A 21,467-nucleotide genomic window follows, 5' to 3' on the forward strand; every position below is an offset into this window, starting at 1 on the left:
GGGGAATCGCCGGCGATGCGAGAGCAGGAAAACCGGGGCAGCACCTCAGCCACCATGCCCCTCGCGGCCCTCGTGGAAGGCGAACACGCTAGTACCGATACCAAGGCGATCGCCTTCGCGCAAGGATGCCTGACGCTCGACGCGCAGCCCGTTGAGGAAGGTGCCATTGGTGCTCCCCAGGTCCCGCAGCGTGTACCCGTCGCCCTCCTTGCGCACTTCGGCGTGATGAGAGGACACGAAGCGGTCCTTGAGCACCAGGTCGTTGTCGTCGGCTCGTCCCAGACGCGCGACCGGGCCAAGCTCAATCTGCTGCCCTTGTTGCAGACTTGCCTCCGGGGCCGCCAGCACGACCAGAACTGGCACTGGTTCCGGCTCAGGTTCAGGTTCGGGTTCCGGCTCGGGCTCCGGTTCAGGTTCCGGCTCTGGCTGCGGTTCAGGTTCCGGCTCGGGCTCGGGCGCAACTACGGGAAGGGCAACCGCCTCGAGATCCTCGATATCTACAGGTTCCGGCTCGGCATCGAAGAGTGCGGGCATCGTCTTCTGCGACTCCGGCGGCGTCAGGACGATGGGCACGGCGGGTTCCGCAACCGGAGGCTCAAGCACGATCGGCTCACCCTCCAGCTTCACGTCAATGGGAGGCAGCGCATCTTCCTGCGGATGGACGATCTCCGGCGCAAGGACAGCCGGCCCTGGCAGGGGTGGTATAGGAGGAGGAGTGAGAACCACAGGACCAGGAGGCGGCGCTACCGGTGTCGCCACGGGACCTGCCGCAACACCGCCCCCACCGGGTCGCAGCTCCCACTGGGTGACGATCTCGCGCTCGCCACGTCCCGTAGCCGGGCTGGGGCGTCCGCCTCTTCTGGACTCTGCCATCAGCCCGCGAAAAACCACCATTACGAACCCATAGAGGGCCGCAAGGAAGGCAAGCTTGCCGATCAGCACAATGGTACCAGGGACGAACTCGCTCACTGGCGCTGTGTCCTCTCCGGTGGTACGACGACTCTACGACCCATCTGGCACTCTGACCGCGAGCCCTACACCTCGTAGCGGAACCTGAACTGGCTGGTCCCCACTCCCACCACATCGTTGTCGCTCAGCACGTATGCGAAGACTCGAACACCGTTGACAAAGGTTCCGTTCCGACTGTCCAGATCCGAGACCTGGTACCCCTCAAACCGCCAGTCGAACCGGCAGTGATGGCGCGAGACGTTCTCGTCGGGAACAAGGAGATCGACGTCGGCCGCTCGGCCCAGAACCACACCCGGCCTGAGTGCGCATCTTTGACCGGCGGCAGGTCCGTTCTCAAACACCAGCGCCGCCGCAAGGGGCGTCTCGTCGATCTGGGCCTCGACCGACACACGCCCGGAGCGCACGCTCTCGTCGGCAGTCAGGCGCACAAGCACCTTCGCGCCGTAGTTCCAGCCACTCAGTCGCGACTCCTGCTCTAGACCCCGTGCGGTCTCCTGCTCCAGTTGCTGCTGTGCTTCTCTCAGGTGCTGCAGATCTAGTGGATTCAGGATCGCGCACAGCCGGTTGGGTACCCGCGTGACGCCTGCCACGACCACGCGATGGTCCGACATCGCCTGCCACAGGGCTCGAGTGACCTCCACCGGGTGCATCGTGCCCGGGAAGGCGCGGTCAAAGGTTCCCTCGAGCAGGTTGGCGAGGGCCTCTTCAAGTCTGCGCAGACCCACTCGAACTCACTCCGACCCGGCGGTGTACACGCACGCCACAAGCACCAACAAATGGCGGACGCCAGGGGCGCCCGCACTTCACACGATTATAGCATACGTCCTTTTCCACTGTCACTAGCGGTACTGCGCTCTCCGGGGCGCGCCGGCGCCGCTCTGCGTGCCCTTCTCAGGACGGCAGCGTCCCCACAGAGGCAAAGCCGGGGCTCCAAGAGGAGAGAAGCTCCCGGGCGGCGAATAGCGCCCAATCCTGACGCCCTGAGAGCAGCAAACACCATGCGCGTGATCGCGGGTTCCGCCCGCTCCCTTTCCCTGAGTTTCCCAGAAGGTACCCACACCCGGCCAACCACTGACGCCATGCGGGAGGCGCTCTTTGCTAGCCTCGCGGAACGGGTGGAGCAGGCCCGGTTCGCCGACCTGTACGCCGGCTCCGGAAGTGTCGGCATCGAGGCGCTTAGCCGGGGTGCTGATTACGCCGTGTTCCTGGAGAAGGACAACCGCTGCGTCGAGGCCCTGCGACGGAACCTGCACTCGACCCACCTGGAAGAGGCGGCGACGGTGATCCGCGGCCCGGTGGAGCGTCACTGGAGTCGTGTGGCCGCTCAACACGGCCCCTTCGACATCGTCTTCGCAGACCCGCCTTACGACCTTGCCGGCTTCGAGAAGGTCGTGATACGCTTGGTGGCCGACTGGGAGGGTGTGGCAGACGGTGGCCTCGTCGTGATACAATGCGCCACGACCTTTGGTACCGACGAGATCCCGCAGCCGTCGCGTGTGCGACGCTACGGGGAGTCGGAGTTCCGTTTCTACGAGAGGTAGCGAGTCCCCAGCGGCAACCCATGGCTCAGCAGATCCCGACAAAACACATCGCGGTATACCCCGGCAGCTTCGACCCGATCACCGTGGGCCATATGGAGGTGGCTGCCCGTGCCAGCCGTCTCTTCGGCGAAGTGATCGTGGCCATCGCCGCGGATGCCGACAAGACGCACCTGTTCACCCTCGAAGAGCGCGTTACCATGGCAACCGATGCCTGCAGGGATTACGATAACATTCGCGTGGATTGTTTTGAGGGACTTGTGGTAAACTATGCGCACGCTCAGGGAGCCCAGGTGCTTGTCCGTGGGCTTCGTGCTGTTTCGGACTACGAACGCGAAATCCAGATGGCGGTCATGAACCGCGAGCTCGCGCCGGAGATCGATACCCTGTACTTCGCCGCGACCTCGGCCTACACGTTCCTGAGCTCCAGCCTGGTCAAGCACGTTCACTCTCTGGGTGGCGATGTATCGCGCTTTGTGACTCCGCTGGTGCTGAGCATGCTGGACAAGAAGCTGGTGCCCTCGCGCCACGACTAGTCGGCAGCTCTGCGCCCAGGCATCGTTGGCTGTGACATCTGCTTTCGGCACACCGGCGCGTCCCCCCTCGTGGGTCGGAGCGTCTTGTTGTGTGCCTGGTGAATGGAGGCTCTCCGATGGAGATCCTTGAGCTGCTCAAAGACCTGGCGGCCATGGGCGAAGAGGGAGAGAAGTGGTACCGCGTCATCTTCCCCTTCCTGTGGGGCAAGACGATCGTCGATGCCAATGAGTTCTTCGATGTCATCAACCGCTTCGAGTCGAGCCTGCCTGACGAGCTGAGCACTGCGAATCAGGTTGCTCGCGACCGGGACAAGATCGTCCGCGAGGCCCACGAAGAGCGGGCCAAGATCCTCGAGTCTGCCCGCGAACAAGCGCAGCTCCTCATCTCCAACGATGAGCTGGTCCGCCAGGCCGAGCGCCGCCGTGAAGAGATTCTGCACGAAGCCCAGGTGGAGGCCGACGCGATCCGTGCCGAGGCCGAGGCGTGGGCACGCGGCGTCATCGAGCGCCTGGAGAACTACATGACCCGCACCCAGTCCACCCTGGACAAGGCGAAGAAGGCCCTCGCTGCCCCGGCGGTCCCGACGGCAACCTCACGCACCGAGACGCGGCCAATGGGTGAGACCGAGTAGAAGAAGCCTGGATCGACCCGGCCGCCGATGCCGGACAGTTGACAGCTACGCCGTGCCGTCTCGTGTGCCGGTTCAGCATAACCTAACCTTACCCTCTTAGGAGCCCTCCCCGTGATCGTCCTGGTCATCAACTGTGGTAGTTCGTCCCTCAAGTACCAAGTCTACGACATGAGCACTGAGACCGCACTGGCAGACGGCCTTGCAGACCGTGTCGGTATCAACAACGGCACTCAGGCCATCCTCAAGCACCGCCCGGTGGGCAAGCCGGCCTTCGAAGTCGAGGAGCCGATGGCCGACCACACCGCGGCCGTCAAGCACGTCTTCGCGGCGCTCACCGACCCGGAGCACGGAGTCCTGAAGTCCCTCTCCGATATCGCTGCCGTCGGGCATCGCGTCCTGCACGGTGGCGCCAAGTTCTCGGCCTCGGTTCTCGTTGATGACGACGTCATCCAGGCGATCAAGGAGTGCATCGTCCTCGGCCCGCTGCACAACCCCGGCAACCTGCAGGGAATCCAGGCCTGTGCCAAGGCCCTCCCGGGCGTGCCGCAGGTGGCAGTGTTCGACACCGCCTTCCACCAGACGATGCCGCAGCACGCTTTCCTCTATGGCGTGCCCTGGGAGTACTACGTCGAGCACAACATCCGCCGCTACGGTTTCCACGGCACCTCGCACCGCTATGTGACCCTCAAGGCCACCCAGTGGCTCAGGGACGTCAAGGGGATCCCAGTTGAAGACCAGCGCGTCGTCACCTGCCACCTGGGCAACGGCGCGAGCATGGCCGCTGTGAAGGCCGGCAAGTGCATCGACACCAGCATGGGCCTTACCCCTCAGGAAGGCCTGCTCATGGGCACACGCGCCGGCGATATGGACCCGGCGATCGTGGGCATCATCATGCAGATGAAGGGGTATGACCCCCAGCGGATCGACACGCTGCTCAACAAGGAGAGCGGCCTGCTGGGCCTCACCGGCGTCAGCAGTGACATGCGCGACGTGAAGGCTGCAGCCCTTGCTGATCCACCGAACTCCCGGGCCGTCGCTGCCCTGGAGGTCTTCTGCTACCGGATCGTCAAGTACTTCGGAGCCTATGCCGCGGCTCTGGGTGGGCTCGACGCTATCGTCTTCACGGCCGGCATCGGCGAGAACGAGCCCATGGTGCGCGAGCGCACGACGGGCAAGCTGGGATTCCTGGGCATCGGCGTCGACCCGGCCAAGAACGCCAAGGTTGACAAGAGCCAGGACGTCATCGACATTTCGGCGGAGGGCACGACCGTCTCGACAGTCATCATCCCGACCAACGAGGAACTGATGATCGCCCGGGACACTGCCGAAATAGTTGCGGAAAAAAGTGTATAGGCCCTTATCACGGGGCCCAGTCTTGGCTATAATAGTGTGAAAGTGATCTTGCATTAACAGCCGGGCCAGTGCAGTCTGGCCGTCGTTTTGCCTGGAGCGCCGCACAGCAGCGATACTTTCGGAAGGAGGTGCACAACGGTGAGAGTAAGCATGGCCGTCCACGTAGTTACTTCCCACTACCTGGGGCTTATTGCGTCCCCAGACTCGTGGCCGGTGTGCACCCCTGACAGGGAGCTCACCTAGGCAAGCCCCCTCCCGCATTACGTAGCGGACGGCCACGAGCAAACTCAGCTCGTGGCCGTTTTGTTTTTCTCTGAGGTTGGTTCGGGAGGCACCATGATGAAGCAGCTCATCGCACGTGCGCAAAAGGGTGACCCAGAGGCCAGGCAAGGCCTTGTGGCGGCCCTGCGCCCTCGCCTGACCAGTATGGCGCGCTACTACGCCCGGTGCTGCCATGAGGACTACGACGACCTGCTGGGCGAAGCCTGGTTCGCGGTCTTCGATGCCCTGGGCATCACCAACCTGAGCATCGGTGAACCCGACCAGTTCCTGCTCAAGCGCGCTCGCTGGCGGATCCTGGACTACATCAAGTGGGCCCGGCGCCGACGCTGCGGCGAGTATGAACCCGACCGCGCGCCGGAGACCACCGCCGATGTCGCCCCGGCTGTCATGGAAGAGGCGCTCATCGCCAAGATCGCCGAGGGGCTGTCCGATACCCAGCAGGCCGTCCTGCAGCACCTGCTTCGCGGCGAGACCTGGCGCGAGGTCGCCGGTCACCTGGGTTGCAGCAGCGCGAACGTCGCCTACCACGTCCGCCAGATCCGCTCACGGGCGGCCGAGGTCGCGGGAGAGCTCCCGCTCAACGGCATGGCCTTCTGAGCGCCGCAACCCCTTCGCACGGCTATCGCGAGCCGGCTCCGAACCAGGGGCCGGCTCTTTCCTTAGCCTCCTCCGCAGGGACGCCCCAGGGCAGCGGCGAACCACTGCTCCAGCGGCAGCAAGTCTGCCCCGGCGTGCGGTGCCGGATTGCCGCCCGCCGGTGTCTGAGCCGCTGACGCCTATCCCCTCACAGGAGGAGCAGATCCCCATGGGTGTTTCCGCCACTTCCGCTTCGAAGGCTGCTGCTGGTTCCCGTCCAATGAACGTGCTGGTGTTCGGCGCCCACCCGGATGACTGTGATTTCCGCTGCGGCGGCATCGCCCTCAAGTACCGGGCCCTCGGCCACCGTGTGAAGTTCGTCTCCATGGCGAACGGCGACGCCGGGCACTTTTCCATGGGAGGTGGGCCACTCGCAATTCGCCGCTATCAGGAGGCCCAGGCCTCGGCACGCATCGCGGACATCGAGTACGAGGTGCTCGACCTCCATGATGGCGAACTCGAGGCCACCGTGCTCATGCGCAAGTGGGTCATCCAGATCATGCGCCGTTGGGAGGCCGACCTCGTCATCTGCCATCGTCCCAATGACTACCATCCCGATCACCGCGCCGTCGGCGAGCTGGTCCAAGATGCCTCCTACACGGTCACGGTGCCCAACATCGCGCCACTTACCCCGCCTCTGAAGCGGGCTCCGGTGGTTGCCTATGCCTGGGACGGCTTCCAGCTTCCGAACCCCTTTGTTGCCGATGTGGCGGTCGACACCGACGATGTCTTCGATCGCAAGGTCGACATGCTCCACTGCCACGTCTCCCAGGTCTACGAGTGGCTGCCCTACAGCAGCGGCGAGCTTGAGCGCGTGCCGGTTCCGGAGGTAGAGCGCCGCGAATGGCAGAAGCAGAGGATGCTGCGCCGCTTCGGAACCCAGGCCGATGCGGTCCGAGACAAGCTGGTACAGCTCTATGGTCCCACGCGGGGCCAGGCCGTGAAGACCTCCGAGGCCTTCATGATCTCGGAGTACGGACGGCGCCCTGCTGCGGAGGAACTGCCGGTCCTGTTCCCGTTCCTCCCCGCTCAGACCGGCTAGCGGGAACTGCGCACAAACCCACCCTCCTGTGAGACAAAAGGGGGAGCCAAACCACCGGCAGAAGTGTATAATCTGCTCAGTCTGCAAGGACGACTGGGAGTTTGCCGTCCCCTTGCAGGGCTGAAGACCAAGGATCAGGGCCCAAACGCCCCGTTCTGAACATGTCGGGATCGCCTGGCCCCACGTCTGCCACCGTCCCCCGTCACAGGAGTGAAAACAGATGGGTCTCTACTCGAACTTCGGAGCCACCTCCGAGGACGCTAAGCGGCGTCTCAATGTATTGGTGTTTGGCGCGCATCCGGATGACTGCGACCTGGGTTTCGCAGGAAGCGCCATCAAGTACCGGGCCCTCGGGCACCGGGTGAAGTTCGTCTCCCTCACCAATGGTGATAGCGGCCACTCCTCCATGGGCGGAGGGCCCCTGGCGATTCGCCGCTACCATGAAGCCCAGGCTGCCGGTCGGGTCTCGGGCATCGAATACGAAGTGCTCGACGTCCACGATGGCGACCTGACGCCGAACGTGTTCATGCGCAACTGGGTCATCAAGATCATCCGCGATTTCCGGGCCGACATCGTCCTGTGCCCGCGCCCGAACGACTACCATCCCGACCACCGGGCGACCGGCGTCCTCGTGCAGGACGCTTCGTACCTGGTCACGGTGCCGAATGTCGCCGCGCTGTCGCCGATCCTCGAGGTTCCGCCGGTAGTCGGTTATACCTATGATTCCTTCACGATCCCTTCGCCCTTCGTGGCCGACGTGGCAATCGACACCGATGACGTGCTGGAGCGCAAGCGCGACGTCCTGCATTGCCATGAGTCGCAGGTCTACGAGTGGATGCCGACCAATGGCGGCTACCTTGACGAGATCTCCAGCGACGACGAGGAGCGCCGGCAGTGGCTGCTCGAACGATCCTACAGGAAGTTCTCCGCCGTGGCCGACAGCGTGCGTGAGAGCCTTATCAAGTTCTATGGACCGGAGCACGGCAAGGCTGTGAAGACCGCCGAGGCCGTCATGGTCTCCGAGTACGGACGCTATCCGGCGCCCGAGGAGCTCAAGAGCCTGTTCCCGTTCTTCCCAGAGCAGGCCTAACCCGCATCTTTGCGGACAGTATCTTGCGTGCGCGGGCTGGGGAGGGTTCGAGACGACTGCTCTAGAGCCGCCGAAGCCTTCCCCAGTCCCGCACCGCTTCGCCCACCTTCAGCCCTCATCATCCTCGAGTCCGACCCGGGAGCCGGTCACCCTCAGGACCATGGACGACACCTCTTCCCCAAGGCTGGTCATCACCACTGCTCGGCGACCCACGGACGAGATGCTCGCCCGGGCTGACCGCTGGGCGAACTGGCTCCAGGCCCCGATCATCGACCGCCGGGGTCGAAGTGTGGCTGCCCTCTGCCGGGACGAGAAGGTGGAGGGCGCGCTGGTGTTGCAGGCCGACCGCACCATCTACTTCCAGCCCACTGAGGGCATCGAGTACTTCTTCCATCCCAACCTGGCCTCCGTGCGCATCCACAACCTCCTCCGCGGCGCGGGCGACCACATGATCAACGCCATGCGGCTGCAGCCGGGTGACGAAGTCCTGGACTGCACCCTTGGCCGGGCCTCGGACGCCCTCATCTGTGCCCATGTGGTCTTCGGCCAGACGCCCGAGGAGGCCGACGAAGCTGACGACAGCAACACTCAGCAAGGCCGTGTAGTCGGTATCGAGAAGGTCCCGCTCCTCGCCTACCTGACCATCGACGGCCTCCAGAACACCAGCTTCGTGAGCAAGCGCTTCACCGCCCTCATGCGCCGGATCGAGGCCTACTGCGCAGGCTACGAGGAGTTTCTCGCCCAGTGCTCGAAGGACTCCTTTGATGTGGTGTACTTCGACCCGATCTTCCACGCGCCGGTCGAAGAGTCACAGAGCATGGAGGATTTGCGGGCGCTCGCGCACAAGCATCCCCTTTCCACTGAGGCCGTGGAGAACGCTCTACGAGTGGCTCGAAGGTGCGTCGTGATCAAGCAGCGGCGCCAGACACCACTGTGGGACCAACTCGGAGTGACCGAGACACACGGGGGAAAGCAGAGCCGGGTGGAGTATGGCGTCTTGCCCGCTCGTTAGCCTCGGCCGGACGATCGTGACGGCCCTGGAGGAGCCCAGATGAACCTGCTTGCCGTCCTGTGTCTGTGCCTGGGAGGAACTGCGATCGCCCAAGAGCCCATGCCCTTACGACTGGTGCCCCAGATCGACCAGACGGGCGTTACCTCGCGGGTCACCGAGTTCGACCTGACCACCCTCACGCAGGAGGCACTGGGCAAGCAGGCCGCTGAGGTCTCGCGGCGTCTTGGCTACGGAAAGCCCCCGCTGGTGTTCAAGACCAACTTCGAGCACCAGGGGCGCCTCGCGATCCACCTCGCAAAGGCCTCCGTAGGTGGAGCGACCTTGCGGGTGAGCCTGCGCGACCTGGTCTACGAGCTGACCTGGCCGGCGGCAGCCGCGACACACCAGGTCGGTGTTACCTACTTCCTTCCCTTGCCGCCCGGACCGAACGTGATCACGGTCGGCGCGCCCAGTGGCGTCGTGGTCATCGACCGCTATGACTTCTACCCGACAGACAAGCCCGTCGCAGATGAGGTGATGCTGCCCATGCCCTCCGGAGAAGGCAACGCCTGGCAGGCCCCACAGCGGACGACCGAGGCGACCGAACTGACTGCACCTTTGCGTGAGTGCGTCGCCGGTTTCGATGCAGCTCACGGAGCCTTAGGATGGCCTTACAACCTGTCACCCCATGACAGTGGGATGGCGATCGAGGATGTCTGGCCTTCCATCTACTTTGGCAAGGAGTGGCTGCCCGAGATCCGGCGCAAGATCGATGCGCTGCCCTGGGCGAAGGCAGCCTTTGAGCAGATGCTGCGTGAGGCCGAGGCTGTGCTGAAGACCGAACCCCTGCAGCCAATCGAGCGTGTCGGCTGGCGGCATGACTTCTACTCGCGGAAGAGCGGCGAGCACCTGGTCTACGATCCGGCAAGCCCCGATCTCTTCCTCGACCCCTGGTTCGGCGGCTTCGAGAAGGATCCCGCACAGCACCGAGCCTGGGTTCTCTTCACCCATGAGCGGACCCATCGGCTGATGCACAGTCTGGCGCTGCTCTACGGCCTCACCGGCGACGAGCGCTATGCGCAATGGGTTGCCGACGGGATGCGCCGGGCGGTGGAGATGTTCAAGCACCGGGAACTGCGCGAGGGCAATAACTCCGAGGCGCTGTACTTCCAGCCCCTGTATGACGCGCCGGTGCTGATGATGCTGTGCGATTGCTACGACCTGACCAAGTCCAGCGCTGCCTACACAGCCGAGGACCATGCAGCGATCAAGACCGGGATCTTCGAGGAGGGCATCCCCTACCAGATCCGCTTCCAGGACAAGGCGGGCGTGCACAACATGTCCTGCTTCGTCTCCCCGGCGCTGGTCATGGCAGGGCTGGAGTTTGGGCATGACGAGTGGGTGCAGCGCGGCCTGCGCGACGAGCGCAACGGTCTGCGCACGCTGCTTACGGGTGGCGTTCGGGCCGACGAGGCCACCGGCGAAGTCGATGGCTTCTGGTTCGAGGGGACCATGTTCTACCACCACTACTCCCTGTGCCCGCTGGTGACGCTCTGGGAGATCGATAAGCGCCTCGGCGGCGATGCTACCAAGGACCCCGAGGTCGCCCGCCGCTTCGAGGAGATGTTTGCCGCGCCGGTGAAGCTCGCCGACCAGTTCCTGCGGCTGCCCACCGTCGGCGATCTTGGCGCGCCGAAGTTCATGAGCGTGCGCCAGTACCGCCACCTGTATGAGTATGCGGCCGGACAGGTGAACCCGGAACGGTTCGGGCCGACTCTATCGGCCTGCTACGCTGACGGCACACCGCGCAACTCCTGGGCTGCGTTGGCCTTCGGGCCGGATACTCTTCCTGCAGCCAAGACGCCCGCGGGGGACGATCTGCTGAAGCGGCCGGGAATGGGTGTGCTGCGACGGACCGTGCGCCTGGGCGATACCGACGAGCCCTGGTACCTGCTTTTCAAGGCCGGACCACACGGCGCAGGCCATGACCATCAGGACAAGCTGGAGATCGCCTTCAACGCGCTGGGGCAGGTGATCGCGCCAGACATCGGCACCGCGGGCTACGCACTGACGAGCATCCATCCGTTCTACCGGAGCACCTTCTCCCACAGCACGCTCTTCGTGGATGAGAAGGACCAGGCGAACGTCAAGGACGCCAGCCTCGAATGGAAGCCCGAGGCATCGCCGGCCTATGGCCATGGCACGGTTCGCGACGCTTACCCGGGTGTCGTTCTCGACCGCAAGGTCTGGTTTGATGCACCCTACCTCGTCATAGCTGACACGCTGACTTCCGAGGAGGAGCACCGCTTTGGCGCGCTCTTCCATGCGTACGGGAGTCTCCACGGCAGTGTCTCGAAGGCCATGGCGGCGCCCGCCGAGCTACCGAAGATCCCGCGGCTCGAGCCCCATCTGACCGCCGCTCAGTCGGCCTGGACGGAGGGCGAGATGGAGGCCGATTGGCGCGTCTGCCAGGGCGTGTGGCTGCGCCTGGTTGCCACCTCCGACGGTCCCTTCGAGGCCACACTGGGACGGACGTCGGGCAACCCGATGCCGGACTCCCGAGGCACCGTGATGCTCCGTGCCCTCGGGAAGACCCGGCGGTTCTGGTCGGTGTTCGAGGTACATCGCGGCAGTCCCACTGTTTCGTCGGTGAAGGTAGACGGAGACGGACTGTCGATCACACTCCGGGACGGCGCCCTGCGGCGCTACGCCCCCAGGTAGTGCGGGCCTGATTCCCGCACAGCCGCACCCCATCACCAGGGAGGGAACCTGATGGCCGTTCATACGCTAAGTCTGGAGACATACCGCCGCAAGGTGCTGGGCTGCTGGCTCGGCAAGAACGTCGGCGGGACGCTTGGGCAGCCCCACGAAGGTAAGCCCGGGCCACTGAGCCTGACCTTCTACGATCCGGTACCCGACGGCGCCATCGCCAACGATGACCTCGATCTGCAACTCGTGTGGCTGGCCAAGCTACGCGAGGTCGGCCCGATGATCACCGAACGCGACCTTGGACAAGCCTGGCGCGACAGTCTCACCTACCCCTGGGACGAGTACGGCCTGGGCAAGGCCAACCTGTTCCTCGGCATCGAGCCGCCCGTCTCCGGCCAGCACAACAACTGGTTCACCGACAGCATGGGCGCTCCAATCCGCAGCGAGATCTGGGCCTGCGCAGCACCAGGCTGCCCGGACCTTGCAGCGGCCCTGGCCTACCAGGACGGTTGCGTGGATCATGGCGGCGAAGGCCTCTTCGGCGAGATCTTCTTTGCGGCCATGGAGTCCGCGGCCTTCGTCATCGAGGACCGCGAGACGCTGCTCGACCTCGGTCTGAGCTTCCTGCCGCCTGACTGCCGCACGGCCAAGGCAATCCGCATCTGCCGCGAGCGCTACGCCGCCGGTGACGACTGGCTCCAGTGCCGCCAGGTCATCCTCGACCAGGCAGGGCACGTCAACTTCACCGACGCACCGCAGAACATCGCCTTCAGCGTCCTCGGATGGCTCTATGGCGAGGACGCCGGCGACGGCATGTGCAAGGCCGTCAACTGCGGTCAGGATACCGACTGCACCGGCGCGACCCTGGGCTCGATCTACGGCTTGCTGTACGGCCCGGAGTACTTCGAGGAGAAGTGGACCAAGCCGGTCGGCGACGAGATCAAGGTCGGCTACGGGGTCATCAACTGCGAGGTGCCCGCGACGCTGCAGGAGTTGGCGGATTGGACCGAGCAGGCTGCACGCGAGATCCTGGAGGCCCACAACGCACCGGTGCGTCTCGGTGACGCCGACGATCTGGCCGGTCTGACCCTCGACGACCTCAAGGGGCAGGCACGCTGCAGCGCCAAGCTGGAGAACCTCGACTGGAAGGTCACCAAGATCGCCGACAAGGTGAAGCTGGTCAGCGACTACGGCGGCGAGCCGACCATAGCTCCGGGCGAGAGCCTCACTGTCACTCTCTCGGCGACCGGCGACATCCCCGAGGGCGCCGAGCTGTCCGTCAAGGCTCCCGAGGGCTGGAGCGTCCGGCCGGGAGCTTCGCACCGCGCACCAGGTCTCGTGCGTCGCCCCTTCACCGTAGCGATGCCCGCTGGTGCCGGCATGGCCGCCCGGTATGAGCTGCAGGTGTCCGTCACAGCGGCCGGCAAGGTCCTGGCCGACGATACCCTCACCGTCGCCGGGAAGCAGTCCTGGAAGATCACCGGGCCGATCCCCGTCAGCGATCTGGCTGCAGCCCTGGAGGCGGAAGCGCCTGTCGACGGATGGCGGACGGTCCTCACCGACGGTCACGCCCTGGTGCTCGATCCGGGTCTGGATTTCGACCGCGTGTACTTCATCGAGGCTGTCGTCAACAACCCTGAGCCGCAGATCGGGCGCATCGTCTGCGCAACCCAGGAGATGCAGCGCGTCGCCCTGGCCGGCCAGGAGATCCTCCGCAAGACCGAGCCGACTCGCTTCGTCCCGGCTCCGCATCGCTCGGGCGCAGGCACTACCTACGCCATGGAACAGCTACCGGCAAGGCTTCCCCTGACCATCACGCTGGTCGCGCGCGCCGGGCAGCAGGCTGAGATACACCTGTTCCTGACTGAGCCCAGTGGCGACCAGTACCTGCGCCGCAACTGCCCGATCGTTGGCGCCTTCGTCACCGCACCCTAAGGTCACTGCGGGCCAATCGGCCCTGAATCAGACATGCCGAAACACAGGAGCCCCCGGAAACGGGGGCTCCTGTTGCATCCTCTCGCGGTCTGTCTGACGGGTTACGAAGAGGAGAGGTCGGACTCCGCCTCGGTAACAGCATTGCAGACCGGCAGCGGCACGCCCGCTTCCTCCTCCGGGTGAACCCCGAGCTTACGCAACACGAAGTACATCCACACGATCGAGATGCCCGCGCTCAGCAGCGTGGAGGTCGGGAAGGACCAGAACACCCCGAGAAGCCCCCAGATTGCGGCGAACCAGTAGGCGAAGGGAAGCCGGAGTACCAGATTCCGATACATGTGCATCAGCATGGCGATCCACGACTTGCCAAGGCCCTGGAAGCCGGCCGACATCATGATGGAGCCGCCGACGAGCGGATACACAGGCATGTTGATGCGCAGGTACTGAACCCCCAGGGGCAGCATCTGCGGGTCGCTGTTGAAGAGCCCGAAGAAGAAGCCAGGGAAGGTGAGGACGATCGCGCCCACGGCGCCCATCAGGACCGAGGCCATGCCCGCCGCCGCCCAGATCACCTTCTTGCATCGCACGTACTGACAGGCCCCCAGGTTGTAACCGACCATCGGCACCACGGCGCTGAAGAGGCCGAAGACCGGCGTGAAAGCGAAACCCTCCAGCCGCATTGCGACACCCATGACACCGACGGAGAAGGGGTTCAGGCTCATGAGCAGCTTGTTGGTGAACAGTCCGGCCGCCGCCATGCTCAGCGTGCCCACGCTGACCGGGATCCCGATCCAGTAGATGTCCTTGATGACTGACCAGCGCAGGAACAGGGGTAGCCCCGGGATGCGCCCGGGACGAACCTCGGAGTGCGGTGACCAGAGCTGAGCCAGGAGCGCCGCGGTCATCAGCGTGCGTGTGATCAGCGTCCCGAGCGCGGAGCCCCGGACACCCATGTGCAGGCCGTAGATCAGCAGGGGATTCAGGATCGCGTTCACGATGTTGGCGAGGATGCTGATCTTCATCGGCGCAATGGTGTTGCCCTGCGCTCGCAGGGCACCGTCGGCCGCGACCCCAAGGTGCATCGTGCACAGCCCCAGCAGGGCGATGTGCGTGAACTGGCGAGCCGGAGTGAGCACGCTCTCCTCCTTGCCCATGAACAGCAGAATGGGCTCGAGGAAGGCCAGCATCCCAAGGGTCAGGACGACCCCAATGACGCTGGCGGAAAGCAGGGCGTGGTTCACCACATCGCGCGCCTGGTCAGGACGTCTCTGCCCCAGCCGGCGTGACACGAGAGCCGAGGTGCCGACCTGGATCGCGCTGGCGATGGCATAGGAGAAGAAGAACAGCGGGCCTACGAGAGCGACGCCACTGACCTGCTCCTTGCCCAACTGCCCGATGAAGATGAAGTCTACCATCTCGAACAGGGTCTGCGTGAGCCCGGCTGTTGCGGCCGGCACTCCGAGGGCAACCAGCGTGGGCAGGACTCGCCCGGTCCCCATTTCGTGCGACTCAATTCTGCGTATCCAACGTGCCATCGTCGTCCTACTTCCGAGCAAGACTCTTCGCGAACTCAAACAGAGGGGCCCGACACCTGAGTCGGGCCCGTTCGTTAGCGTGTAGTGCGTCAGCGCTCCGGGGCGCAAGTGGCCCCGGGGTCGCTAGGGTAGCTTGACCTCAACCATACCGTCCCCTCCCGGCACGAGGTTGACCGTCGCCGTCACCTTCTTGCCCTGCGCCTCCACCGTGACCTGATGTCGCCCGTAGAAGGCCCGGAGCGTGGCGTCACCGGCTGCGTTCGTCTTGCCCTGCCAGTTGGTCCACCACTGGCGGAAGACGAGGTCCTGGTAGATATCGGCTGCCGGGCGGTTGCTCCAGTCGCGTCGCACCATCGCACCGCCGTCTCTGGCGCGCCAGTGCGAGCCTTCCCAGAACCCCCACATGATGAAGCTCTTCACCGAGGGATGGCTGAAGGCTGCAGTCAGGAGGTCTCGCGTGTACTCGGCGTGCATCTGGTCGTCACGAAGGCCCACGTCGTACTCGGTGATCTCCAGGTCTTTGCCGAAGGCCGCCCACTCATCGAGGATCTCCAGAACCCGCACAATCGGCGTCAGCGGCGAGTGCATGTGACCCTGGATTCCGAGGGCGTCCACCGGCGCCCCATGGTCGAGAAGGTAGCGTATCCGCTGCGCGACCTTCGCCCGGTACTCGGGCCGCTCGTCGATGATACCATAGTCGTTGTAGCAAAGCTTCACGTCAGGATCAGCCGCGCGAGCCCACCGGAAGGAATCGGCAAAGCTCTCCCACCCGAGGTTGTCCCAGACTTCGACGTTGCTGCCCGCCTCGTTCACCACGTCCCACAGGTACACCTTGCCTCGCATGCGAGTGGCGTAGTCGGTGACGTGGGCCTTGCAGGCCGCCAGGAGCTCCTCGCCACGGAGTTCGCGCAGCGCCGGCGGCAGGTGCTTGTAGGATCCCCAGAGCAGGCAGTGGCCACGCACGTCGATGTCGTGGGCCTTCAGCCAGTCGATGGCGCGGTTCACGGTGCTCAGGCTGCCGTCGCCGATCGCAGGCCACTTGAGGTCGTTCTCAAAGGTCACGGTGTTGAAGAGACGGGCGACTTCCTCCTGGAAGCGCAGGTTGTCCGGGTTCACTGTGTCCAGCAGCCGGCTGGCCGGAACGGCGCTGCCGAAGCGGAAGAAGTGGCGCTGTTGGTCGACCTTCACGACCGCATCCGGAACGATAGCACCGTCTAGGCCCCTGACACATACTGTCAGGTTGCCCTTGCGAATCTTCTCGATACGTTCCAGCGCAGAAGCCCGCCAGGTGTCCCGGTTCTCGCGTCCGCCCCAGTAGTCGATGGTCTCGCTGAAGGTGTGGTCTGTTGCCGGTCCGTAGTTCTCGACGCGGACCCCGGCGACTTCGACGGTACCCTTGTCATGGCCCAGGAACCACTTGGCCTGCGTCTCCTCGGGACCGAAGCTCTGGAAGGCCCTGCCCAGGAATCGGTACTCCTTCCACTCGGGCGTGAGCCGTACCATCTGGCTGATCCCCTTGGTGTTCGGGGCTTCCGCCATCTCCCAGACGAAGGTGACTCGCACCTTGTCCGGGCTGCGCATCCAGGCCTGGAAGTAGACGGCGTCGCCCTTGCGCACACCGACCTTGCAGCGCTGGCCGAAGCCGACGCTCCAGCCCTGGGAGTCAGGCGGCGGCGACGTAACCAGGCGAAGGCCCTTCGGATAGCCGGTCACCTCGGTGCTAAGGGGAGTGACCTGCAGCTTCTGGCCGTCGCCCATGCCCCAGTTGCCCTCAAGGGGACCAGAGAAGTCCCCATTGTCAACCATGCTGACGGGCTGGTCCACGGTGGGTCGCTCCCTCCCCGGTACTGGTTTGGCCTCGGGGTCGTAGAACCGGATGCCGGTCAACTCGATGACGCCCGGGGCGAAACCGAGATGGAAGACGACTTGCGCATCGCCGGCCTTGTAGTCCTGCACGGCCTTGCTGCTAAGGACGTATTCCTTCCACTCGGGAGTGAGGGTGACCGTCTCCCCCACCGTCTTTGTGTAGGGGTCGCGGGATAACTCGACGTAGGCGTTGATCCGGTTCGACTGGGGACTGCGAGCCCAGAAGCTGAGGACGAGTGGCTCGCCCTGAACCAGGCGCTCATCGACCTTCTGGTTCAGCACAAGGCTATGGGGCTGGCTGCCGGGTTCGGGTCGAACCGTGAGCTGCAAGGCCTTCGCGTAGGGTCCAGCGGAGACGTCGATGACCTTCGCCAGGCAGGCCTGCGATTGCGGAACCGACCACTCTTCCATTTGGTTCGTGAAGCCGCCGTTGAGTACCAGGTTAGCCGGCTCTTCCTGGGCGCAGCCGACACAGGCGAGCGCCGTCAGTATCACCGCAAGAAGCTGACGCATGGACAACCTCCCGTTGGGTGTTCGCCTTCCCCCATCTCGGCATGCTACCGGGGCGACCAAGGGGACAGGGGCCGTCCCCGGGGAGACGACCTCTGTCGTGAAACGCAAGAGTCACGGACAACGGACTAGAGCTTCCAGAGCTTCACAGCCAGGTCCGAGGCCAGCTCGGGAAGCTTGAGTTCGAGCTTGCCCCCTGTCACAGTGACGCTCTCGGAGCGTTCTAGTTCACCCTTCCAGGTCTTCCACCGCTCCAGGCGGTATGCGCCGTCTGCAAGGCCACTGACCTGCAACACGCTGGGAGCGATCGGCTTGACCTCGCCCTGGGAGTAGTTGTACCAGTCGCTGTCGCGATTCTGGATCCACAGGATCGAGACCGGGTCGGACTTCATCCCGGCAACCAGCAGCCGCGGACGCGCGATGAGCTGACAGCCCGTGAAGGTCAGGCGCGTTACCTTGACCCAGTCCTTGCCGTCGTTGTCCACGCGGATGCGGTGCTTACCGGCAGGGATGGTGACGCTCAGGTCTGTATCATAGGTTGTCTCCCACAGCGTCCACTGCTCACGCCAGACACTGCTCTTGCCCAGGTTCTCGCCGCAGGGCAGGTCGAACTGGGCCACCTGCTGATCATCAACCCACACCTTCAGCAGGCCGGAGTTGGACACCGTCGAGATGTGCAGGACAAACTTGCCCTCCTGTGGGTAGTTGACCACAAAGGTGGGCGGGTTCTTGAGGTCCGCGTGGCCCTGACCCTGGAGGAGCATCTCGACGGCCGGCTCTCCCTCGACCGTGCCGTCCGGAAGGACAACATACTCGTTGCGGGCGGGCTTGCCCCAGCTCATGGCTGTGTTGAGGGCGATATCGCGGGTCTCGACTTGGCGGCTGCGATCCTGGAACTCCGGCTGGGTGGTTTCGAGGGGCTCCCAACGGGTCGTGCCCAGAGGCAGGTTCTTGGTGAAGTTGGCGATGGCAGTGAAGTGGAAGTAGAGGTCGAGGGGCTCGATGTAGTTCTCGTGCCACCAGGGCATCGGGCCGCCGGCACAGAAGCTCGTGAGGCCTGCCCAGAGGGCGTTGTGGATGCCCCAGCCCTGCGGGTCGGTCTTCTCAAAGCCGCCCCTGGCGTTGATGCCGAACTCGCCGAAGATGTGAGGCTTGGCGAAGCTGTTCCACTGCAGCAGGCTCATCTGCCGCACCGGTTCGGCGACGTTGCCGTCGTTATTGGTGTAAAGGTGAGTTTGCACAATATCTATATCCGGGAGTTTCCAATAATCCGGTGGGCCGGTGTGGCCCCAGAAGCTCGTGGTGATCATGTGGCCAAAGGGATCGAGGCCGCGCAGGTACTCGGACATCTCCCTGGTCCAGGGGAGCTTCTGCTCGTCGGTCGAGCCCTCCCAGCCTTCGATCTCGTTGCCGAACTCCCAGCACAGAACGTTGGGGCTGTAGCCCCAGCGGGCGACGGTGTAGCGCAGGCGCTTGCGGTAGAGCTCTTTGGCCGTCGGGTTCGTGAAGAAGTCCGCGGGCTTCGCACAAGGGCCGCCGTTGGCGGCGTTGAAGGGATTGCGGCCCCAGTTGTTCTGCGACCGGAAGTCCTGATGGGTGTCCATGCACATCATGTAGTACATGCCCACCTGCTTCGCCAGGTCGAGTGAACAGTCCACTCGGGCGGCCGTGTCCTGGCGATACCACCCGAGCTTGTCCGTCCACTCAATGCCCAGGCTTCCCGAGTGCATCCACCAGCGGTTGTAGTTCTCGCCGGCAGCCGCCATCTTCCGCACGGCCTCCTCGGCGAGCTGGCCCGTGGTGTGATAGGTCGGGAGGTTGTGGCCGATGGCGAAGTACCCGTCGCCGTTGTCGAAGGCGAAGTAGTGGGGATCGGCCTTGCCGGGACGCAGGAAGCCCTTGCTGTCGCCCGTCACGCACTCGAAGGAGCCAGAACCACCAGACACCTTGCCGGTGCGGTCCTTGAGGGTCAGGGTCCAGGTGTACTTGCCCACTTCGGTTGGCGCGAAGCGCACCTGCCACACACCATTCCCGACCGGGCGCATCATCTCGCGGCCTTCCGAGGCTTCCCGCTGCTGCTGAACCATGAAGAAGCCCGGCACCTGCAGGCGCTTGCCGGAAGGCGCGATGAACTCGGCATCGAGGGCAACCTGATCGGGGTCGTAGGGGTTCTCGTAGGTCGCGCCCAGGTCAACCGTCAGGTCCAGTCTCTCGTAGCGGCCGACGCGGTCGGCGTTCTGCGAGACCCCGCGCAGAGCCAAGGGCTCCGTTCCCGCAGTGATCTCGCCCGGGAATCTGTCGGGCAGGTCGGCGAAGGTGACCATGAACTCGCCCTCCACTTTCTCGGCGGGGTCGAAGTCGGAGGTCAGCAGGCCCATCCGGAAGCCGAAGCTGTCGCCCAGGCTCTCCCGTTCGATGGGACAGGGCTTTGCAGGAATCAGACACAAGGCGCGCTTGCCGCCGAGCCCCAGGTACAGCTTCTCCCCCACCGTGTTCACCGGGCTGACCAGCGTCCCAAAGGCCGAAGGAGGCACCCAGAGACGCTCCTGACCGGTGAAGGCCGGCTTCTCGCCGAAGAGGTGGAGCCAGAGGGGACCGCGGCTCAACTTCAGGGCCGCCGACTTCTCCAACTGTATCTTGACGCGCACGCCTGCCTCTGCCGGGATCATCTGCAAAGAGTACTTGAGGGGCGCTGAGCCGTCCCGTGCGGAGAAGGTACCAGCCATGGAGAGGCTGCCATCGGCGGCAAGGGTCGCCGGCGTTTCGACCTTGCCACCGGCGAGGGTCTCGTAGAGGTAGTTGTCATGCCACAGGAAGGCGAAGAACCGGACCGTCTTGTCGGCGGTCCCGGCGTACCAGATGCCTTTGTCGAAGCGGACCACCTCATCCCCGCGTTTGAGGACGAAACCTGATCCATCGGCCTGGAAACCTTGCTGAGCGTTGGCGAGGAGCGGTAGGGACACGAGAAGAGCGACGATCCAGCGGCTCGGCATGGGAACCTCCCTGGTGAAGACGCGCAACCGCTCACGGCAGTCAAAGAGGGCTGCCGTGAGCCGGTCGGGTGCTATAAGCTGGGGTATCTTAGGGCTTGGCGCGCTGGAGTATCTCCCTGGCTTCCAGCACGGTCACCCACTTGCAGTGTCCATCGGCGAAGCCAAGGTTCACCCCGCCGTTGTGGACTCCTCCTTCAGGGATATCTTTCGCGCTCCCCAGCGGATTCCCATCCTGGAGGTTCGCCTCGAGGAGCAGAACCGTCTCAGCCGGCGCGTCGATCTTCTTGAGGTTCACGCCGACCAGGGCCTCGTTGAAGGCGTAGCCGATCTTCTGCCCCGGCCGCGAGGGACAGAGGAGGACCTGCGCATTGCCGAGGTAAGGGGCGGTGTCCTTCACCCAGGTCTTCGTCGGCAGGCGTTCGTCCCAGTCCTGGGCGTACATGAGGAAGGCGAGGCAGAGCTGCTTGAGGTTGGACAAGCACGAGGACTGCTGCGCCTTCTCCTTCGCTTGCCCCATCATGGGCTCGAGTATGGCCTTCAGCGCGGGGTTGTCGGTGCCCTGGCGGTAGGGGAGCTTCGCCTCGACCTTCATGGTCGCTGTGTTGATCTTGTACAGGACACCATTCTCGGCGATGAAGGCGAAGTCGCCCTCATGCCACGAGACGGGTTGCCCCGCGGGCTGGCTCATGGCGTTCTTCATGAACATCAGGCCCATGAAGTCCTCAGGACTGCCGCCGCCCTCACGCGACATCATCAGGTACGGGATGAGCCAGGAAGTGTCACCGCCCTGGGTCAGGAGCGAGAGCAGAAGGGCTTCGTTGTCCATTGCCGCCCCGGGGCCCTGGCCCTG

Annotated in this window: 16 protein-coding genes; 10 read left to right on the top strand and 6 right to left on the bottom strand. The window is 64.5% G+C overall.

Annotated features, from left to right (window positions below; all coding sequences use genetic code 11):
* Positions 1 to 45 precede the first annotated feature (45 nt).
* Both ABFE16_06600 and ABFE16_06605 read right to left on the bottom strand, forming a co-directional pair.
* Positions 46 to 969, bottom strand: a complete 924-nt coding sequence (locus tag ABFE16_06600; protein MEN6344959.1) for an FHA domain-containing protein — start codon at positions 967 to 969, stop codon at positions 46 to 48.
* Between the two features lie 65 nt (positions 970 to 1,034).
* Positions 1,035 to 1,694, bottom strand: a complete 660-nt coding sequence (locus ABFE16_06605) for an FhaA domain-containing protein (protein ID MEN6344960.1) — start codon at positions 1,692 to 1,694, stop codon at positions 1,035 to 1,037.
* A 273-nt stretch (positions 1,695 to 1,967) separates the two neighbouring features.
* Here ABFE16_06605 and rsmD point away from each other — a divergent pair, with 273 nt between their 5' ends.
* The 10 genes from rsmD to ABFE16_06655 all read left to right on the top strand — a co-directional run bounded on the left by rsmD (position 1,968) and on the right by ABFE16_06655 (position 13,713).
* Positions 1,968 to 2,510: a 16S rRNA (guanine(966)-N(2))-methyltransferase RsmD gene (rsmD, locus tag ABFE16_06610; GenBank protein ID MEN6344961.1), complete on the top strand. Its 543-nt coding sequence runs from the start codon at positions 1,968 to 1,970 to the stop codon at positions 2,508 to 2,510.
* 20 nt (positions 2,511 to 2,530) lie between these two features.
* Positions 2,531 to 3,043, top strand: coding sequence for a pantetheine-phosphate adenylyltransferase (gene coaD / locus ABFE16_06615; protein ID MEN6344962.1), 513 nt, complete (start codon positions 2,531 to 2,533; stop codon positions 3,041 to 3,043).
* 116 nt (positions 3,044 to 3,159) lie between these two features.
* A complete protein-coding gene (locus ABFE16_06620) occupies positions 3,160 to 3,675 on the top strand; it encodes a hypothetical protein (protein ID MEN6344963.1) in 516 nt (171 codons plus the stop codon).
* 111 nt (positions 3,676 to 3,786) lie between these two features.
* Positions 3,787 to 5,028, top strand: a complete 1,242-nt coding sequence (locus tag ABFE16_06625) for an acetate kinase (protein MEN6344964.1) — start codon at positions 3,787 to 3,789, stop codon at positions 5,026 to 5,028.
* Positions 5,029 to 5,364: 336 nt separating this feature from the next.
* Entirely contained in the window at positions 5,365 to 5,907 is a 543-nt protein-coding gene (locus ABFE16_06630; protein MEN6344965.1) for a sigma-70 family RNA polymerase sigma factor, read from the top strand.
* Positions 5,908 to 6,115: 208 nt separating this feature from the next.
* On the top strand, positions 6,116 to 6,988 hold the full coding sequence (locus ABFE16_06635) for a PIG-L deacetylase family protein (GenBank protein MEN6344966.1): 873 nt from the start codon (positions 6,116 to 6,118) through the stop codon (positions 6,986 to 6,988).
* A 220-nt stretch (positions 6,989 to 7,208) separates the two neighbouring features.
* A complete protein-coding gene (locus ABFE16_06640) occupies positions 7,209 to 8,078 on the top strand; it encodes a PIG-L family deacetylase (GenBank protein ID MEN6344967.1) in 870 nt (289 codons plus the stop codon).
* 160 nt (positions 8,079 to 8,238) lie between these two features.
* The gene (locus tag ABFE16_06645) at positions 8,239 to 9,090 is read left to right on the top strand and encodes a class I SAM-dependent methyltransferase (protein MEN6344968.1); all 852 of its coding nucleotides are present in this window, start codon (positions 8,239 to 8,241) and stop codon (positions 9,088 to 9,090) included.
* A 39-nt stretch (positions 9,091 to 9,129) separates the two neighbouring features.
* A complete protein-coding gene (locus ABFE16_06650) occupies positions 9,130 to 11,790 on the top strand; it encodes a heparinase II/III family protein (protein ID MEN6344969.1) in 2,661 nt (886 codons plus the stop codon).
* A 51-nt stretch (positions 11,791 to 11,841) separates the two neighbouring features.
* Positions 11,842 to 13,713, top strand: coding sequence for an ADP-ribosylglycohydrolase family protein (locus ABFE16_06655; protein MEN6344970.1), 1,872 nt, complete (start codon positions 11,842 to 11,844; stop codon positions 13,711 to 13,713).
* Between the two features lie 101 nt (positions 13,714 to 13,814).
* Here ABFE16_06655 and ABFE16_06660 read toward each other — a convergent pair whose 3' ends face one another.
* From ABFE16_06660 to ABFE16_06675, 4 genes are all read right to left on the bottom strand, one after another.
* A complete protein-coding gene (locus ABFE16_06660; protein MEN6344971.1) occupies positions 13,815 to 15,212 on the bottom strand; it encodes an MATE family efflux transporter in 1,398 nt (465 codons plus the stop codon).
* A gap of 159 nt (positions 15,213 to 15,371) precedes the next feature.
* A complete protein-coding gene (locus tag ABFE16_06665; protein MEN6344972.1) occupies positions 15,372 to 17,627 on the bottom strand; it encodes an endo-1,4-beta-xylanase in 2,256 nt (751 codons plus the stop codon).
* Positions 17,628 to 17,752: 125 nt separating this feature from the next.
* Positions 17,753 to 20,617 carry a DUF5060 domain-containing protein gene (locus tag ABFE16_06670; GenBank protein ID MEN6344973.1) on the bottom strand — a complete coding sequence of 955 codons (2,865 nt, stop codon included), beginning with the start codon at positions 20,615 to 20,617 and terminating at the stop codon, positions 17,753 to 17,755.
* A gap of 88 nt (positions 20,618 to 20,705) precedes the next feature.
* Entirely contained in the window at positions 20,706 to 21,443 is a 738-nt protein-coding gene (locus ABFE16_06675; protein ID MEN6344974.1) for an H-X9-DG-CTERM domain-containing protein, read from the bottom strand.
* Between the last annotated feature and the right edge of the window lie 24 nt (positions 21,444 to 21,467).

This window comes from Armatimonadia bacterium, assembly GCA_039679385.1.
Lineage (GTDB): Bacteria > Armatimonadota > Zipacnadia > Zipacnadales > JABUFB01 > JAJFTQ01.

Excerpts from the sequence above, each read along its gene's own strand:
- ABFE16_06655 (MEN6344970.1), top strand. The coding sequence starts at position 11,842 with ATGGCCGTTCATACGCTAAGTCTGGAGACATACCGCCGCAAGGTGCTG.
- ABFE16_06665 (MEN6344972.1), bottom strand. The coding sequence starts at position 17,627 with ATGCGTCAGCTTCTTGCGGTGATACTGACGGCGCTCGCCTGTGTCGGC.
- ABFE16_06635 (MEN6344966.1), top strand. The coding sequence starts at position 6,116 with ATGGGTGTTTCCGCCACTTCCGCTTCGAAGGCTGCTGCTGGTTCCCGT.
- ABFE16_06650 (MEN6344969.1), top strand. The coding sequence starts at position 9,130 with ATGAACCTGCTTGCCGTCCTGTGTCTGTGCCTGGGAGGAACTGCGATC.
- rsmD (MEN6344961.1), top strand. The coding sequence starts at position 1,968 with ATGCGCGTGATCGCGGGTTCCGCCCGCTCCCTTTCCCTGAGTTTCCCA.
- ABFE16_06620 (MEN6344963.1), top strand. The coding sequence starts at position 3,160 with ATGGAGATCCTTGAGCTGCTCAAAGACCTGGCGGCCATGGGCGAAGAG.
- ABFE16_06670 (MEN6344973.1), bottom strand. The coding sequence starts at position 20,617 with ATGCCGAGCCGCTGGATCGTCGCTCTTCTCGTGTCCCTACCGCTCCTC.
- ABFE16_06675 (MEN6344974.1), bottom strand. The coding sequence starts at position 21,443 with ATGGACAACGAAGCCCTTCTGCTCTCGCTCCTGACCCAGGGCGGTGAC.
- coaD (MEN6344962.1), top strand. The coding sequence starts at position 2,531 with ATGGCTCAGCAGATCCCGACAAAACACATCGCGGTATACCCCGGCAGC.
- ABFE16_06645 (MEN6344968.1), top strand. The coding sequence starts at position 8,239 with ATGGACGACACCTCTTCCCCAAGGCTGGTCATCACCACTGCTCGGCGA.
- ABFE16_06660 (MEN6344971.1), bottom strand. The coding sequence starts at position 15,212 with ATGGGGACCGGGCGAGTCCTGCCCACGCTGGTTGCCCTCGGAGTGCCG.
- ABFE16_06630 (MEN6344965.1), top strand. The coding sequence starts at position 5,365 with ATGATGAAGCAGCTCATCGCACGTGCGCAAAAGGGTGACCCAGAGGCC.
- ABFE16_06640 (MEN6344967.1), top strand. The coding sequence starts at position 7,209 with ATGGGTCTCTACTCGAACTTCGGAGCCACCTCCGAGGACGCTAAGCGG.